This window comes from Pseudarthrobacter arbutini, assembly GCF_054510915.1.
Window position 1 is genome coordinate 1 of sequence record NZ_JBTNDQ010000009.1, and the last position, 17186, is coordinate 17186.

Annotated in this window: 13 protein-coding genes; 3 read left to right on the forward strand and 10 right to left on the reverse strand. The window is 66.8% G+C overall.

From position 1 onward, the window contains the following. Together ACX80V_RS11435 and nboR are read left to right on the forward strand one after the other, a co-directional pair. Positions 1–1859 (forward strand): transketolase-like TK C-terminal-containing protein (locus ACX80V_RS11435; RefSeq protein ID WP_485843213.1); only part of this gene is annotated, 1859 nt, incomplete at its 5' end. Between the two features lie 84 nt (positions 1860–1943). After that, positions 1944–2552, forward strand: coding sequence for a nicotine blue oxidoreductase (gene nboR, locus ACX80V_RS11440; protein WP_485843214.1), 609 nt, complete (start codon positions 1944–1946; stop codon positions 2550–2552). On the opposite strand, the gene ACX80V_RS11445 is transcribed toward nboR, so the two are convergent. From ACX80V_RS11445 to ACX80V_RS11485, 9 genes are all read right to left on the reverse strand, one after another. Beyond that, positions 2549–3172 carry a Pr6Pr family membrane protein gene (locus ACX80V_RS11445; RefSeq protein WP_485843215.1) on the reverse strand — a complete coding sequence of 208 codons (624 nt, stop codon included), beginning with the start codon at positions 3170–3172 and terminating at the stop codon, positions 2549–2551. The two genes, nboR and ACX80V_RS11445, sit on opposite strands and share 4 nt — an antisense overlap. A gap of 209 nt (positions 3173–3381) precedes the next feature. Continuing rightward, complete coding sequence (locus ACX80V_RS11450; RefSeq protein ID WP_485843216.1) at positions 3382–4161, reverse strand: SDR family oxidoreductase; 780 nt, start codon at positions 4159–4161, stop codon at positions 3382–3384. A gap of 43 nt (positions 4162–4204) precedes the next feature. Next, entirely contained in the window at positions 4205–4948 is a 744-nt protein-coding gene (locus tag ACX80V_RS11455; protein ID WP_485843217.1) for an aspartate/glutamate racemase family protein, read from the reverse strand. A 72-nt stretch (positions 4949–5020) separates the two neighbouring features. Beyond that, the gene (locus ACX80V_RS11460) at positions 5021–6589 is read right to left on the reverse strand and encodes an NCS1 family nucleobase:cation symporter-1 (RefSeq protein WP_485843218.1); all 1569 of its coding nucleotides are present in this window, start codon (positions 6587–6589) and stop codon (positions 5021–5023) included. Between the two features lie 196 nt (positions 6590–6785). After that, positions 6786–9638 (reverse strand): molybdopterin-dependent oxidoreductase, encoded by a 2853-nt coding sequence (locus tag ACX80V_RS11465; RefSeq protein ID WP_485843219.1) that lies wholly within the window; start codon positions 9636–9638, stop codon positions 6786–6788. Between the two features lie 2 nt (positions 9639–9640). Further along, positions 9641–10576 (reverse strand): FAD binding domain-containing protein, encoded by a 936-nt coding sequence (locus ACX80V_RS11470; RefSeq protein ID WP_485843220.1) that lies wholly within the window; start codon positions 10574–10576, stop codon positions 9641–9643. Beyond that, positions 10567–11868 carry an XdhC family protein gene (locus tag ACX80V_RS11475; protein WP_485843221.1) on the reverse strand — a complete coding sequence of 434 codons (1302 nt, stop codon included), beginning with the start codon at positions 11866–11868 and terminating at the stop codon, positions 10567–10569. The genes ACX80V_RS11470 and ACX80V_RS11475 overlap by 10 nt, the downstream gene beginning before the upstream one ends. Positions 11869–12164: 296 nt before the next feature. Continuing rightward, on the reverse strand, positions 12165–13691 hold the full coding sequence (locus ACX80V_RS11480) for an NCS2 family permease (protein WP_248764071.1): 1527 nt from the start codon (positions 13689–13691) through the stop codon (positions 12165–12167). A 15-nt stretch (positions 13692–13706) separates the two neighbouring features. Beyond that, on the reverse strand, positions 13707–14201 hold the full coding sequence (locus tag ACX80V_RS11485; protein ID WP_485843222.1) for a nucleoside deaminase: 495 nt from the start codon (positions 14199–14201) through the stop codon (positions 13707–13709). Between the two features lie 365 nt (positions 14202–14566). Between ACX80V_RS11485 and ACX80V_RS11490 the strand changes: the two genes are divergently transcribed. Next, positions 14567–15961 carry an 8-oxoguanine deaminase gene (locus ACX80V_RS11490; RefSeq protein WP_485843223.1) on the forward strand — a complete coding sequence of 465 codons (1395 nt, stop codon included), beginning with the start codon at positions 14567–14569 and terminating at the stop codon, positions 15959–15961. A 126-nt stretch (positions 15962–16087) separates the two neighbouring features. Here the strand turns inward: ACX80V_RS11490 and ACX80V_RS11495 are convergent, their stop codons facing one another. Further along, positions 16088–17032 (reverse strand): type IV toxin-antitoxin system AbiEi family antitoxin domain-containing protein, encoded by a 945-nt coding sequence (locus tag ACX80V_RS11495; RefSeq protein ID WP_485843224.1) that lies wholly within the window; start codon positions 17030–17032, stop codon positions 16088–16090. Between the last annotated feature and the right edge of the window lie 154 nt (positions 17033–17186).

Below are 17186 nucleotides of genomic sequence, written 5' to 3' on the forward strand. Positions count from 1 at the left end.
TCATCAAGGTCGTCTGGGGCCGGGAGTGGGATGACCTGCTCACCAAGGACGCCGACGGCTCGCTCGTGAAGATCATGAACGAGACCCCGGACGGTGACTACCAGACCTATAAGGCAGAGTCCGGCGGGTTCGTCCGCGAGCACTTCTTCGGCAAAACCCCGCAGACCAAGGACATGGTCGCGGACCTTTCCGATGACGAGATCTGGAACCTCAAGCGCGGCGGCCACGACTACCGCAAGGTCTACGCCGCGTATAAGGCAGCCACCGAATTCAAGGGCAAGCCCACCGTCATCCTGGCCAAAACGGTCAAGGGCTACGGACTCGGACCCCACTTCGAGGGCCGCAACGCGACCCACCAGATGAAAAAGCTCACCCTCGAAGACCTGAAGAAGTTCCGCGACCACCTGCGGATCCCCATCACGGACGAACAGCTCGACGCGGACCTCTACCGGCCCCCGTACTACCACCCCGGCATGGACTCCCCCGAGATCCAGTACATGATGGAGTGCCGCCGCGCCCTGGGCGGTTTCGTCCCCGAACGCCGGCCGGACCACGCGCCGGTGGAGCTGCCGGAGGCCAAGACCTACGAGGTTGCCAAGCGCGGTTCCGGCAAGCAGCAGGCGGCCACCACCATGACCTTCGTGCGCCTGCTCAAGGACCTGCTCAGGGATAAGAAGTTCGGACACCGCATTGTCCCCATCGTTCCGGATGAATCCCGCACCTTCGGCATGGATGCGTTTTTCCCCACGGCGAAGATCTACAACCCGGACGGCCAGGCCTATCTCTCCGTGGACCGGGACCTGGTCCTGGCCTATAAGGAATCGGCTCAGGGCCAGCTGATCCACCCCGGCATCAATGAGGCCGGCGCCGTCGCGGCGTTCACCGCCGCCGGAACCGCCTACGCCACCCACGGCGTACCGCTGATCCCGGTGTACGTGTTCTACTCCATGTTCGGTTTCCAGCGCACCGGCGACGCCTTCTGGGCCGCCGCGGACCAGATGGCCCGCGGGTTCATCATCGGCGCCACCGCCGGCCGCACCACCCTGACCGGCGAAGGCCTCCAGCACGCCGACGGCCACTCCCCGATCCTGGCCTCCACCAACCCGGCCGTACTCACCTATGACCCGGCGTACGGGTACGAAATGGGCCACATCATCCGGGACGGCATCGAGCGCATGTACGGGCCGGCCGCAAGCGGCGATGGAACCGGACCTGCATCCGATAACAACCTCATGTACTACATCACGGTCTACAACGAGCCGATCTCCCAGCCGGCCGAACCTGAGAACCTCGACGTCAACGGTGTGCTGAAAGGCATCCACCGGGTGTCGGCGTCGGGTCTCGAAGGGCCCAAGAGCCAGATCCTGGCCTCCGGCGTCTCCGTCCCGTGGGCCCTGGATGCCCAGCGGATCCTCGCCGAGGACTGGGGCGTCTCCGCCGACGTCTGGTCCGTCACGTCCTGGAACGAACTGCGCCGCGACGGGCTCGCCGCCGAGGAAGAGGCCTTCCTGAACCCGGGCCAGCCCGCCCGCGTACCGTTCGTCACGCAGCAGCTCGCCGATGCGCAGGGGCCCGTGGTGGCGGTGACCGACTACATGAAGGCCGTCCCGGACCAGATCCGCCAGTTCCTCCCGCACCAGTTCGCCTCCCTCGGAGCCGACGGCTTCGGCTTCTCCGACACCCGCGCAGCAGCCCGCCGCTTCTTCAAGAACGACACCCACTCGATTGTGGTGAAGACCCTGCAGCTGCTCGCTTCGCGCGGAGAGGTGGACGGCGGCGTGCCCGCCTACGCGCTGGACCGCTACAAGCTCCTGGACGTCAACGCCGGGACCACCGGCGGCACCGGCGGCGACGCCTGACCCCGGTCATCCATACAACAGTTGACGGCAGTGTTCCCCCGGAACACTGCCGTCAACTGTCATGTGGCTGGATAGGCTGGGGCGATGGCTGACCTGGACAAACAACGCACGACGGCGGTGCTGCTTGCCGCCGGCGCCGGGACGCGGCTGGGGCTCGGGCCCAAGGCACTGCTCCGGTTCCAGGGCCGCACGCTCGTTGAAGTCCTGGCCGACGTGCTGCTCGACGGCGGCTGCCGGGAGGTGGTGACGGTGCTCGGCGCGGACGCGGCAACGGTCCGCGCCGCCACCGATCTCAGCCGGCACCGGGTCATCGACAACCCGGACTGGGCCAGCGGAATGGGAAGTTCGTTCCGGACGGGAGTTGCCGCCGCAGCCCCGGTGGACCATGTGCTTATCGCGCTGGTGGACCAGCCCGGCCTGACCATCGAAACCGTCGCCAGGTTGCTGGCATCCCACCGGCCTGGCCGGGTGACGGCGGCCGCCTACCGTGGCGCCGACGGAAAACTACAGCGGGGACATCCGCTGCTCCTGGATTCCAGCCGCCGCGTTGAGGCCGCGGAAACGGCAACGGGCGACGCCGGGGCACGCTATTTCCTCCAGGCACATCCCGGACTGATAGACCTCATCGATTGCAGCGACCTCTCCGGCGGCGAAGACCTCGACACCCCCGAACAGCTGCACCTCCTCGACTAGTAATCCACCTGCCGCTTGAGCTTGTTGCCGAGCCACAGCATCGCCAGGCTCACTACCAGGAAGCCGACGGAAATGGCGAGGGCAAAGACCACCACCCCGCCCCAGCCACCTGCCCGTGCGGGGTCGATGAACCAGTACGGGTACCAGTTCACTAAGGCCCCGCGGACCAGGCTGTAGACCAGGTAGCCGACGGGGTAGAGCAGCCAGTACCAGATGTGCTTGACCGTGAGCGTGGCCCGCGGCGGTTGGAAGAGCCAGTCCACCACCATGACCACCGGGATCAGGTAGTGCACCACGAAGTTGATCCACGGCAGCATCGAGCCGAGATCTTCCCCGGCGAGCAGCGCACCGAACACGAGCCCCACCACGGCCATGGCGATGGTTGCCGTGCCGCGCGTGACGTCGTCGATTTCGCTGGGGCGTTTGCGGATCAGGACCCTGTAGCCGCTGATGAGAAGCACCAACGCAGCGAAGATGTTGGACAGATTAGTGAAGTAGCTGAAGAAGTTCCAGACGTCATAGCCCATGCCCAAATGAACTGTCAGCTGTGTTCCCACCGCCACCAACGTCAAAAGGCCAAAGAAAAAGCGTCCCCCGATAAGCACAGTTCTCTTGGTCATAGCCCCAATCCTTGCCGAATCCCCAGCTCAGACGCGGTTCGACACTCCGAAGCTGAACGGGCGCTCCGTGATCGGCAGCTCGAGTGCCTCGGCCACGTGGCCTACTTCGCGTTGCGGTCCGCTATCGGCATTCGCGCCGCTACGTTAGTCGAGCCCAATTTTGCGCAGCAGGCTCTACTGCCCAGAGGGCCCACGTTGGTGTTCTCCAACTACCCCCGGCCGATGAACGGCATTCCCGCAGCAGTGATCACCACTGAACCCACACTGGCCGACGGCGGCATGCCTGCCATCAGGAGCACGGCGCGCGCGGCGTCCTGCACCGGGAACGTGGGTTCCACCCTGCGGCTGCCGTCAGCCTGCAGGGCGCCGGAGTCCACGCCGATGGTGGACATGATGTCCGTGGCCGTGTTGCCGATGTCGATCTGACCGCAGGTGATGCCGAAGTCCCTGCCGTCCAGCTCGATGCTCTTGGTAAGGCCCGTCATGGCGTGCTTGGTGACCGTGTAGGCCACCGTCCGCGGCCGCGGCGAATGCGCTGAAATGGACCCGTTGTTGATGATGCGGCCACCCTGCGGCTCCTGGGATTTCATGGCCCGCACGGCGGCGGCGGCGCACAGCATGGAGCCGGTCAGGTTCACCGCCACCACCGCGTCCCAGTCGGCCACACTGATTTCATCCACCGACGCCGCCGGGCCGAACACTCCGGCGTTGTTGAACAGGACGTCAACCCTCCCCCACTTGCCGAGGGACGCGGCGAAAAGGCGCTCGACGTCGTCGGGCACGCTCACGTCGCAGGGAACCGTCAGCGCCTGGCGGTGGCCGGCCGCGGACTCCAGCAGCGGAGCCTCACGGCGGCCGGCCAACACCACGCGGTACCCATCAGCCAGCATGAGCCGCGCCACCGCCCTGCCAATCCCGGAGCCTGCACCGGTCACTACGGCGACCGGTGCCGGCCGGTGGGGATGTGCGGGCCGGTGGGTTGCAGTCATAGGGTCGCTCCTTGAGTTGACGGCCGGGCTGTTGATCGCCGGCTTAAGGCGCAGCGGGCACGTCCGCTGCCGTTATTGGCCAGCCTATGACGGTCTTGGGCCGCGGGGTGGCGTAGGTCCGGACCTTTGAGGTGCTCAGCCGCAGCCGGACCAGCGATTCGGCGATGGTGACAGCAGCCGCCACACCGTCCACCACGGGGACGCCGGCACGCTTCCGGATTTCCTCGTCCAGACCGGCCATGCCGCCGCAGCCCAGGACAATGACTTCCGCCTTGTCCTCACGGACAGCCAGCAGCGCCTGTTCGATGATGGCTTCCACAGCGCGCTCCGGCTCCTCCTCCAACTCCAGGACGGCCATGCCGCTGGCCCGGACCGAGGCGCACCGGGCGTCGAGGCCGGCCAGCTTCAGCCGGTCCTCGATCAGCGGCACGGCCCGGTCCAGGGTGGTGATCACGGAGTACTTGTGGCCCAGGAACATCGCGGTGCTCGCGGCCGCCTCGGTGATGTCCACTACCGGAACGTCAAGGAGCTCCTGGAGCCCTTCGCGGCCGTGCTCGCCGTAGCCGGCCTGGATGACGGCGTCGAACGGCTCCTGGTAGTTGACCACGGCGTCCATCACCGCGATCGCCGCGAGGTAACTCTCAAAGTTTCCCTCGCAGGAGTCTGCGCCGAAGCGCGGAGTGATTCCCACGATCTCCGTGTCCGGCAGCGCGGCCTGTTTTGCTTGCGCGGCGATGGAATCGGTCATGGACTGTGTGGTGTTGACATTGGCCACAAGGATGCGCATGGTGCTTTTTCCTCTTTCGGGACAGGTTGGTTGGCTGGCGCGGCGGTTGGCTGGCGCGGCGGTCAGCTGGTGTTAGTGGGCGCTGGCGACGGCAATGGATTCGCCGTCGACGTCGTCGAGCCGCTGCCTGCGGTCCGAGATGACGTAGTAGACCGCCGCGGCGATGCCGGCCGCGACGAACCACGCGAACGGGGCGGCCGCTTCCAGTGCCGGAACAAAGGCGATCAGGAGTGCAATGGCCGCAGCAGGCACCATGGCAATGATGGCCCGGGGGTTGTAACCCTTTTTGTAGTAGTAGGCACCTGCCGGGTCCTCGGAGTAGAGCTCAAGGACGTTGACCTTGCCGCGGCGCAGCAGCCAGTAATCGGCCATGACCACGCCGAACAGCGGGCCGAGAAGGGCTCCGAGTCCGCCCAGGAAGTACACAATGACCAGCGGGTTGTTGTACAGGTTCCACGGCAGGATGATGAGGCCGATGGTGCCGCTGACCCAGGCCGCCTTGCGGAAGTTCAGGTGCTTCGGGAAGAGGTTGGTCAGGGCATAGACGGGGGCCACAAAGTTGGCCATCAGGTTCACGGCGATGGTCAGGATCAGCAGGGCAAGGCAGGCCAGGACAAGGAACAGCGTGTTCGGGATGGTCTGGACGATGTCCGACGGGCTCTGGATGACAGTGCCGTTGATCTTGAACTGTCCACCGGCCATCACCACAACGATCGCGCCGAAGAGGAGCATGTTGATGGGGATGCCCCAGAAGTTACCGCGAACCACGGCCTGCTTGGAGACGGCGGACCGGGTGAAGTCGCAGAAGTTCAGGACGAACGTTCCGTAGATGGCAACCCACAGGGCACCGCCGGCGAAGATGGTGCGCCACATGTCGCCGCCTTCGAGGGCGTTGTCCCCGGCCCAGGCGATGGAGCCGCCGGCTTCGACGAAGATCCAGACGGCGATGGCCGCCATGGTGACCAGGATGATGGGGCCGGCGAAGGCCTCGTACTTGCGGATCATTTCCATGCCGAAGCTGACGATGACCAGCTGGACAATCCAGAGGAATACGAACGACGCCCAGCCCAGCGTGGACAGGCCGAGAATGGAGTTGGTGTCGAGCTCCTGCAGCGAGGGAACCATGGCAACGAGCATGACCCTGAGCACCACGGACGCGAGGTACGTCTGGATGCCGAACCAGGCCACGGCCACTGCCCCGCGCAGGAGGCTGGCAATCTGGGCGCCCCTGATGCCGAAGCTGATCCGGCTCATGACGGGGAACGGGACACCGGTTTTTACGCCCATAAAGCCTGACAGGCTAAGGAGCGCAAACAGCAGGACGGCGCCGACACCCAAAGCGAGGAGGATCTGCCAGCCGCCCAGCCCGAGGGCGAAGAGTCCGATGGCGAAGGCATAGTTGCCAAGGCTGTGGACGTCGTTGGCCCAGAGCGTGAAGATGCTGTAGCCGGTCCAGCGGCGACCTTCCCGCTTCGTCGGGGCAAGGTCGATGTTGTAGAGGGTGGGGCTGATGGTTCTGCCGGAGGCGGCGCTGGCTACATCGCAAAGCGCGTCGACGCCCACGGAGGGGTGGGCTGCTTTGCCCAAGTCAACTGCTGTCTCAGGTGCCGGTTCAACGCCGGTCAACGGGGTTGTCTGCATCGTGATCTCACTTCTTGAAGATGTTTTCCATATGTTCCGCTGTGGGATTTATGCCGGAAACTACCGGCAGAAGCGTCGCTGCTTTTCCACAATGCGAAAAATAGGTATCGAGTAGTGAAATAACGGTATGACCTGGGTCACGCATCAGTCAAGGGGTCGCCGAATCACGGGCAGTCACAAACGGTCAGCAATGGTGTCAGCGGGACGGAACTGGACCTCCTTCCTTCAAACCCAGATAGATCTTGTCCCGCCCGATCGGCAGCTCCGCGAACCGGACCCCCGTGGCATTCCGGATCGCATTGGCCAGGGCCGGAGCCACCGGGTTGAACGGGCTCTCACTCATGGATTTCGCCCCGAGCGGGCCCACCTGGTCGTTGGTGGAAGCGAAGTAGACCTCGCTGCGCGGCACGTCCGCGAAGGACGGGATGTGGTATTGCCGCAGGATGTCCGTGGTGACCCGGCCGGCGTCGTCCACCCGGACCTCCTCATACAGGGCAGCGCCCAGCGCCTGCGCGATGCCTCCTTCGATCTGGCCGCGGCACTGCCGCGGATTCACCACCACGCCGGCGTCGGCTGCCTGAACGCTCTGCAGGATTCGCAGCTCCCCCGTGCCGGTGTTGACCGCAACGCGGAAGCCGTGGACGTTGAACGCCACGGATCGCGGGGTCCCGTCCCAGTTGCCCTCGACGGCGAGCTGCACGCCCTGGTCCCGCGCGGCGTCGTGGATGTCCGTGAGCGGAACCCGCCGTCCGGCACAGTCCACGCCGCCGTCGTCGAGCACGCATTCGGTCTCCGGCGCGCCGGTCAGCGCCGCGGCGACGGTGACGATCCGGGAGGCCAGCCCGGTAGCCGCCATCAGGGTGGCCTTGCCGGCAACCACCGTTCCGGCCGAGCCGAACGCGCCGGTGTCGTGCTCCACGAGGTCCGTGTCGGACTGCCGCACGGCCACTTTGGCTGCCGTGGTGGACAGCGCCGTCGCGGCCAGCTGCGCGTGCACCGTGGTGGTGCCGTTACCGAACTCGGCGGTCCCGACGGCGGCCGCGAACGTGCCGTCCGGAAGCAGGCTCACGCGGGTGTGGGCGAAGTGGCCGCGGGGCGGGACGGTGTCGATCATGGACAGCGCGGAACCTTCCCCGGTGACCCAGTCCGGGCCGAGGTCGTCGAGCCCGGCGTCGCGGTAGCGCTGCTGGCCGCGGTCCAGGGCATCACGCACCAGGGAGATGCACTGGTCCAGGCCGTAGCTGCCGTAGTGGACGTCTTCCTCGGGCTCGGGGTTGGTGGAGAGCATGTCATCGCCCTCGCGCACCATGTTCCGGCGCCGGAATTCCAGGGGATCCATCCCGATGCCGACAGCCAGCTCATCGATGGCCGACTCGATCGCGAAGATCATCTGGCTCAGCCCGTAGCCGCGGAACGCCCCGGCCGGCACGGTGTTGGTGTAGACGGCATGCGCGTCCACTTTTTTGTTGGCGCACTTGTACACGGCCAGCGATTCGCCGCAGCCGTGGAACATCACACCGGGGGCGTGGTTGCCGTAGGCGCCGGTGTTGGTGACCACGTCCAGCTGCAGCGCGGTGAGGAGACCGTCCTTGCTGGCGCCCGCCTTGAGCTTGATGGTGAAGGGGTGCCGCGTGGTGGTGGCGGTGAACTGCTCCGTGCGGGTGAACTCCACCTGGACCGGCCGGCGCAGCGTGAGCGCGGCGAGGGCAACGAGGTCCTCGGTGAGCACTTCCTGCTTGCCGCCGAAGCCGCCGCCCACGCGCCCGGCCACCACGCGGATGCGGTCCTCCGGCATGTCGAACACCCGGCCCAGCGTGCGCCGGACCAGGAACGGGACCTGGCTGGACGTGCGGACCACGAGGCGGTCTTCCTCGTCGAGCCAGGCGATGGAGGAGTGCGTTTCCAGGGCGACGTGCTGCACGCGCTGCGTCCTGTACGTGTGCTCATGGATGAAGTCGGCAGCGGCGAAGCCGTCCGCCACACTGCCCAGCTCCGAGTGCAGCTCGGCCACGACGTTCTGCCGCGGCCGCGAGATCCGGGCCTTCACGGCATCCTTGTCCCCGTGCAGTGCCGGGGCGCCGGGGAGCATGGCGTCCTGCGGGCTGAAGACGGTGTCCAGCAGCTCGTATTCCACCTGCAGGGCGCGGGCCCCAGCCTCGGCGGCACCCACCGATTCCGCCACGACGGCCGCAACGCGCTGGCCGATGAACCGCACCACGTCATCGAGGACACGGGTGTCGTCGGGATCGTCCGTGTAAAGCTCGTGCTGGGCGGTGGAGAAGTGCTGCGCCGGGGCGTCCTCATGCGTGAAAATTGCGACGACGCCGGGCACCTGGAGCGCGGCCGTCCTGTCGATGGAGACAAGCCGGGCGTGCGCGTGGGGTGAGCGCAGCAGCTTCAGGTGCAGCAGGCCCTGGAGCTCTTCGGCCGGGACATCGAGTGTGTAGCGGGCGGTGCCGGTGACGACGGCGAGGCCCGCCGGGGCGGGCACGTTGTCGCCCAGCTGTCCGGCCCGGGCTGCCGTGGTGCCGGCGGCGGTATTGCTCGTGGCGGTGGCGCCAGCGGCAGTGGCGACTGCGGAAGCCGGACGGACCGCGCCATCTGCCGCGCCGCCGTCGTGCGTGTGGGTCCCGCACACTGCGTCCGCGATGGAACGGTAGCCGGTGCAGCGGCAGAGGTTGCCCTTGAGGCTGCGGGGCAGGTTGGCTTTCTGGTCGTCGTCGAAGGTGGCTGCCGTCATCATCATGCCGGCGGTGCAGAAGCCGCACTGGAAGCCCTGTTCGGCCAGGAACTGCTCCTGCACGGGGTGCAGCGCACCGCCCTGGGCGAGGCCTTCGATGGTGGTGACGGCCTTGCCGTCGGCGCGGACGGCCGGGTAGATGCAGCTGTGCACGGGGGTGCCGTCCACGTGCACGGTGCAGGCACCGCAGTCGCCGCCGTCGCAGCCTTTTTTGACCCCGAAGTTGCCCTGTTCGCGCAGGAACGTGCGCAGGCACTGGCCGGGGCGGGGTGAGGCCGGGGTGGCGGTGCCGTTGATTTCGATTGCCATGCTCAGGCCTCCTTCTGCTGCTGGTTCTGTGCTGTGTCGGGTTGCGCGCTCGGCTGCGGCGATAAGGCGTGCGGCCGACCGGTCCAGAAATCGCCCGACACGGTGAGCCGTTCCTCCAGCAGTTCCGCACGGATCTCCTCGGCGAGCCGGAGGGTCATGTCCCGGCGCCATTCGGGCAGCCCGTGGATGTCGTCGTGGTACAGCTCCGCCGGGATGGCCTTCCCGACGGCGGCCGCCAGTGCCGCGGGGCCAGCCATCTTGGCCGCGGTGAACCGCAGCTGCACGGGGCGTTTGGTGGCGGCGGTGACGGTGAGGACCAGGCCGCCGTCGGCATCCCGCCGTCCGATCAGCAGGACTCCGGAACGGCCGAGGTTGCTGAGCGAGAGCCGCCGGAAGGCCACTTTCGCGGACAAGGCCGACGCCGGCAGGTGGATGCTGCGCAGGAGCTCGCCGGGTGCCAGGCTGTTTTGCCCGTCCCCGGTGATGAACGTGGCCACCGGGACCGTGCGGCTGCTGCCGCCGGGGCCGAGGATGGTGGCGGTGCCGTCCAGCCCTGCGCAGAGCGAGATCATGGGCCCGGCCGGGAGCGAGGTGCACAGGTTGCCGCCCACGGTGGACATGTTCCAGACCTTGAACGACGCCACGAAGGAGTCGCAGCACGGACGGAACAGGTCCAGGCCCGGCCACTCCCTGCCGGCAACTTCTTCGGCAGCGGGCAGGGCGTAGAGTGCCGCGACGGTGCACGTGGCGGCCAGTTCAATCCCGGCGTCGCTCACGGTCACGGCCGGCCAACCCGCTTCGCCAAGGTCCAGCAGCCGCTTCAGGACGGTACTCCCGTAGGAGAACAGCACCGTGCCGCCGGCCAGCCAGGCATCGCCGTCGCGCCAGTCGGCGGGGTCCGTCGTGGGCACAACGGCCTCAATGGTGTTCATGTCCATGGGTCCTCCTGGCGGGGTTCGTGCGTGCGGGGTTCGTGCGTGCGGGGTTCGTGCGTGCGTGGGTCTGGATGGTGAATGGGGCCGCTGCCGTCCTTGAGCGAGGATGCCTTGAGCGGCGCCAGGGTGGCCTGGCTGTGTCCGGCCCGGCCACGGGAGGCGATGATCTCGGCCGTAATGGAAACGGCCACTTCGGCCGGGGTGACCGCGCCAAGGTCCAGGCCGATGGGCGAATGGAGCCGCTCCAGCGCTTCGGCCGGCGTGCCGTCCGCGAGCAGCGCGTCGATCCGCTGGCGGTGGCTGCGCCGCGAACCCATGGCGCCCACATAGGCGAGGCCCAGGCCGAGCGCGGTTTCCAGCAGCGGGATATCGAACTTGGGGTCGTGGGTCAGCACGCACACCACGGTGCGGCCGTCCACCCGGCCCGCGGCTGCTTCTGCGGCAAGGTAACGGTGCGGCCAGTCAGTGACCACCTGGTCAGCGGCGAGGAAACGGCCCTGGTTCGAAAAAGCCGGCCGGGCATCACACAAGGTAACGTCATAGCCCAGCAGTTTCCCGGCCGGGAGCAGCGCGGCGCCGAAGTCGTTGGCGCCGAAAATGAGCATGCGCGCGGCCGGCAGCTGGCTTTCCACAAACAGCGTGATGGGCTCGGGTTGCGTTTCACCTTCCCGGCCCCAGCCGTCTATGCAGCCCTCGGGAGGTGCCAGCCGGACAAGGCCCGCGCGGCCGCCTTGGAGCAGCGGCTCCACTTGGGCGGCCGCCGCGAACACAGTTGCGGGATGGTCGCCCACCAGCATGGCAAGTTCCGGCGACTCCATGGCGCGGAACCTCACAGGATCGTCGACGACCACCACGCCTCCGCCCGCGTCGAGCCGGCGGATGACCGCCAGGGCGGCAAGCCCCCGGGCGGCGGGGCCTTCGGCCACGTTGCGGCCAGCGTCACCAAAGCCGCGCAACACAGATAGTTCAGGGGAGCCAACACCGAGCGGCTGGATATGGACTTCCAGCTCTCCTCCACAGGAGAGTCCGACGGCGAACGCGTCCTCGGCACTGTAGCCGAACGACTCAAGGCGGCTGCCGCCGTCGCGCATGGCCTCAAGGGCGGCGTCCACCACGGCGCCTTCCACGCAGCCGCCGGAGAGACTGCCGAGGACGTCCCCGTGTTCCGACACAAGCATGGAGGTGCCGAGCGGCCGGGGCACGGAGCCGCCCGCGGCCACGATGGTGGCGACGGCGCAGCGCTGGCCGGAGACCGCGGGCCGCCAGCCTCCCAGTGAAGGTATTAGGTCCAGCATGGCAACACGTCCTTTACCACTGAGGTTCCGGACGGGAAGCCTGTCCGGAACAGTGCGCGGTCTTGCCTCATAATCTCATTCCTTGCTGGTGTAGAGGGAAAATCAGGGGAGTTGTTTGATGGGACCGGGGCGGGGCCTCTAATCCCGCCCCGGTCCGTGACGGCGCAGCCGCACTCCACCGCCGCTCGCCGTCGTGGGTTCCCGTGCTGCGGACCACGGCGACGGACGCCTACTCGATGCGGTGGGTGCGGATGGACCGCCGTTTAGGGCGCCCGAATGGGCGGTTACGCCGGGGCCTACGCGCCCAGCAGGGCGTTGATCGGCCCGCGGGCGAAGTAGATGATGAAGCCCGCGGTGACCACCCACATGAGCGGATGGACTTTCCTGGCCCGGCCAGACGCCGCGCTGATGACCGCGAAGGAGATGAATCCGACGCCGATGCCGTTGGCGATCGAGTAGGTCAGCGGCATGGTGATGATGGTCAGGAAGGCCGGCAGTGCGATCGAGAACTTGCTGAACTTGATCTCGCGGATCTGTGCCATCATCATGGCGCCCACCACCACCAGGGCGGCTGCCGCCACTTCGAGCGGCACCACCGAGGTCAGCGGCGTAAAGAACATCGAGCCCAGGAACAGCACGCCGGTGACCACGGATGCCAGGCCGGTACGGGCACCTTCGCCGATGCCGGCCGCGGAATCGATGTAGACGGTGTTCGATGACCCGGAGGTCGCGCCACCGGCCACTGCGCCGAGGCCTTCGACGATGAAGGCCGACTTCAGCCTGGGGAACGTGCCGTCCTTGTGCGCCACTCCGGCGCTCTTGGCGAGCCCGGTCATGGTGCCCATGGCGTCGAAGAAGTTGGTGAACACCAGGGTGAACACAAGCATGGTGGCCGCGAGGCCGCCGATCCTTGAGAACGAGCCGAAGAGATCGAACTGGCCCACCAGGCTGAAGTCCGGGGCGGAGACCAGCTGGCCGGCGAGCACGGGCACGTTGAGGTGCCAGCCGCCGGGGTTGTCGGCGCTGCCGGGACCGATATGCATAGTGGCCTCGACGACGGCGGCGAGGGCTGTGGTGGCGACGATTCCGATCAGGAGGCCGCCCTGGATCTTGCGGGCCACGAGGATTCCCATGACCAGCAGACCGACGATGAAGACGAGTGTGGGGATGGAGGTGATGGAGCCGTCGTTGCCGAGCTGGACCGGCGGGCCGCCTTTGGTGGGGCGGACGAAGCCGGAATCCACAAAGCCGATGAAGGCGATAAACAGGCCAATGCCGACGGTGATGGCAGCCTTGAGTTCCTTGGGGACTGCCTTGAAGATCGCCGTCCGGGCACCCGTGGCGCCGAAGAGGACAATCAGGACACCGTTGATGACCACCAGACCCATGGCTTCGGGCCAGGTGACGTCCTGGATGACGGCCACTGCCAGGAACGAGTTGATGCCCAGGCCCGCTGCGAGCCCGAATGGCAGGTTGGCGACGAGGCCGAACACGATGGTCATAACGCCGGCGGTGAGCCCGGTAACGGCCCCCACCTGCGCCGCCGAGAGCCAGCCGCCGGCGACGTCCGTGGGGGCGTTCTCGGCCGAGAAACCGCCCAGGATCAGCGGGTTGAGGATCACGATGTAGGCCATCGTGAAGAACGTGACGATGCCACCGCGGAATTCGCGGGCCAGCGTGGAGCCACGCTTGGTGATCTGGAAGAAACTATCCAGGAAGGATTTCGACGCCGGGGGCCGGGGTGCCGCCGTGTGCTCTGCGCCTTCAGGCGCAGCCTGCTTTTCAGCTGCGGTTCGCATTTCTGCGGGGTCCAGGATTGTCATGTCAGCCACCGGATCCTAGTAGTCAATCCTGGAATCGAGCGTGTTCCAGGTGTTGAACGGTTCCAGGATGCCGGGAGCCTGGGGGTCGCCCAGTTCCAGCTTGGCGACCGGCATCAGTGCATCCCGGTCCTCGTTCTCGAAGTATTCGTAGAAGACCGCGTCGTCGAAGCCCACGGAGGCTGCGTCGTGCCGGTCAGCGGCGAAGACCACGTTGCCGATCCGTGCCCACAGGGCCGAGGCCAGGCACATGGGGCAGGGCTCGCAGCTGGTGAAGAGGGTGGCTCCGCTGAGATCGAACGTGCCGAGTTCGCGGCAGGCATTGCGGATGGCGGTGACCTCGGCGTGGGCCGTGGGGTCGTTCGTGGCGGTGACCCGGTTGACGCCTTCGAAGGCGTGGCCATCCGCGGTGACAACGACGGCGCCGAACGGGCCGCCGCTGTTCAGGACGTTGGCTGTTGCCAGTTTTATGGATGCGGCCAGAAAATGTTCGGCCGTGACGGTTGTACTCATTTTTGCGACTTCCTTAGTGGCAAGGAAGCCCAGTAACCCTGAGACGGGGACGCGCCAGTGATACGGCTACCAGGCTTCAGCATGTGCTTTTGAAGGTTCGCCTGGTAGATAGCTTCCCGGAGTCCGGGTGCCCGCCTTTGGCAAGATCGAGATTAGCACCGGACCTGTGATCAGCGCCATAGTTTCTGGAAACTTAATTTCGTGATGTGAAATTTAGGTTTCAGGCGGGTCACATTGACGCGCTTCCGCGTGCGTCCTACGCTGAATCCCACCGGCCATCCCTAGGGAGGCCGGGATCCTGGATCAGCAGACAGGGCCTAACTGAGCTGGAACGCATTTGTTGCCGACCAGACAAGGAGCCATCCATGGCCCACCCGCATATCCCGTCCCCGGTCTCATCCCCCGTCCCGTCCCCGTCCAGGCTCTGGATCAAGAACCCGCTCGCCGCTTTCACCGCCAACGGACTCGACGCCGGTGGCGGCATCGTGGTCAGCGGAGGCATCATCGCCGAGCTGGTTCCGGCCGGCCGGCAGCCGTCCGCACCCTGTTCCGCCGTGTTCGACGCCTCCGCGCATGTCCTGATGCCGGGCCTGATCAACACGCACCACCACTTCTACCAAACCCTCACGCGCGCCTGGGGTCCGGTGGCCAACGCCCCGCTGTTCCCGTGGCTGCAGAACCTCTACCCGGTCTGGGCGCGCCTGACTCCGGAGAGCCTGGAACTCGCGGTGAAAGTGGCCCTGGCCGAGCTGCTGCTTTCCGGCTGCACCACGGCAGCCGACCACCACTACCTATTCCCCGCGGGCCTTGAGGACGCGATCGACGTGGAGGTCAGCGTCGTACGCGACCTCGGCATGCGGGCCACCCTCACCCGCGGCTCGATGACTTTGGGAACGGACGACGGCGGCCTGCCGCCGCAGTCCACGGTGCAGCGGCCGGAGATCATTCTGGCGGACAGCGAGCGCCTCATCTCGCAGTACCACGAGCGCGGCGACGGCGCTGTCATCCAGATTGCCCTGGCCCCGTGTTCGCCGTTCTCGGTGACCAAGGAGATCATGGCCGAAAGCGCCTTGATGGCGGAGCGGCTGGATGTCCGGCTACACACTCACCTCGCCGAAACCATCGACGAGGAAGACTTCTGCCAGTCGATGTTCGGCCTGCGGACCGTGGACTACCTGGACAGCGTCGGCTGGCTGGGCAACCGCACCTGGCTGGGCCACGGCATCCACTTCAACGACGAGGAGATCGCCCGGCTGGGCGCCGCGGGCACCGCTGTCGCGCACTGCCCGACGTCGAACATGCGGCTCGCGTCAGGCACCGCACGGGTGCTGGAACTCGAGGCAGCCGGGGTCCCGGTGGGGCTGGGAGTGGACGGATCGGCGTCGAACGATGCCTCCAACATGATCCTCGAGGCCCGGCAGGCGCTCTATCTGCAGCGGCTGCGCTACGGCGCGGACGTGCCGGTGGAGCGCGCTCTCGGCTGGGCGACGCGGGGCTCGGCAGCCGTGCTGGGGCGCTCCGATATTGGTCAACTTGCGCCGGGGATGCAGGCCGACCTGGCACTCTTCCGCCTCGACGACCTGCGCTTCTCCGGCAGCCACGACCCGGTGGCGGCGTTGTTGCTGTGCGGGGCGGACCGTGCGGACCGGGTGATGGTGGGCGGAGAGTGGCGCGTGGTGGACGGGCAGATTCCGGGCTTGGACGTCGCCGGGCTCATCGCGGAACACTCGGCTGCGGCGCGGAAGCTCGTGGCGGGCTAGGCACTCCGCCTCGGCTCACCGGCCTGCCCGCTCCGCCGCCTCCCCACCCCACCCGTTTCGATGGTTCCCTGCGCAGACGATGGTTCGAACCATCGAGCGCGCAGGGAACCATCGAAACGGCCTTGGCTAACCTGCATTTCGGAGGGCCCGCAGGACGCGCATCTTGAACTCGTGTTCCTGGAACAGGTCTTGCCACTTGATCCGGATGAACGTCCACCCTTCCTCGGTCAGCGCCTTTTCACGTTGCCGCTCCTTGTAGATGACCTCATCGGTGGGCTCGTAGTCGAAGTACTTCACCCTGCCGTCGAATTCCAGTGCGACCTTCTTCTCCCGCCAAGCAAAGTCCAGCCGGTACTGGCCTTCCGGCGACCATGCGACCACCTGGAGTTCGGGCGGTTCAATGCAGAGCCGGTGAATCAACTCACGGGTCAACGTCTCGCCCGGTGACTCCGACCGCGCGTCGGCGTTCTCAGTGGCTCGTCGCAAGGTCCGTACGCCATTGCGTCCCGCCAACGAAGCACTCATCCGACGGATTTTCTCCAGGTCAGCGCCCATCCTGAGGGCATGATCCATGAGCACCAAGGCCTGCCTGTAGGTCAGCATGAGGCAGCAATCCACCACCGTACGCTCCAGCGAGGTGCAGGGCATGCCGTCCACGAAGACAATGTCCGCTGTCTGCAGAGACCTGGTGTGGGCAACAACGTCGCGACCATGGGAAGTGCGCGAAGGAGCGGACTCCTGAGTGACGTGCACATAATCATCAACGCCCCACAGGAACAGCCGGTGAAGGCGGGCAGCCGAGGTGTGGCTGTAGACGAAGCCGCCGCCCGACGTCGTGAGCGTTCCGTGGGCGTGCGCGGCGATCAGTTGCCGGCTGCGCACCCCGGGCTTTTGGGCCGCCCATGTACTGCCGCGGATGTAGCAACCTCGGCGGAGCCGGACCAAGTCGCCGGCCCGTACCAGGGCCGCTACGTTGCGGGCATTGAGCCCGGATTCCTGCAGCTCGCCGGTCCGCCACAGGTCCATCCCGGTGGGCAGCGTCGTTTTCGTCAACTGCGCGCTGTTCGTCATGGGACAAGCCTCGGACGGCACCACCAGCCGACGACAGCCGGAGTTCGTCCTATGTGGATAACACCGGATCGATGCCGGCACGCAGGCACGGGGCACGCAGGCACGCGGGGACGGGGCACGCGGGCACGCAAAAGCGGGCAGCACCTCCCCAGGT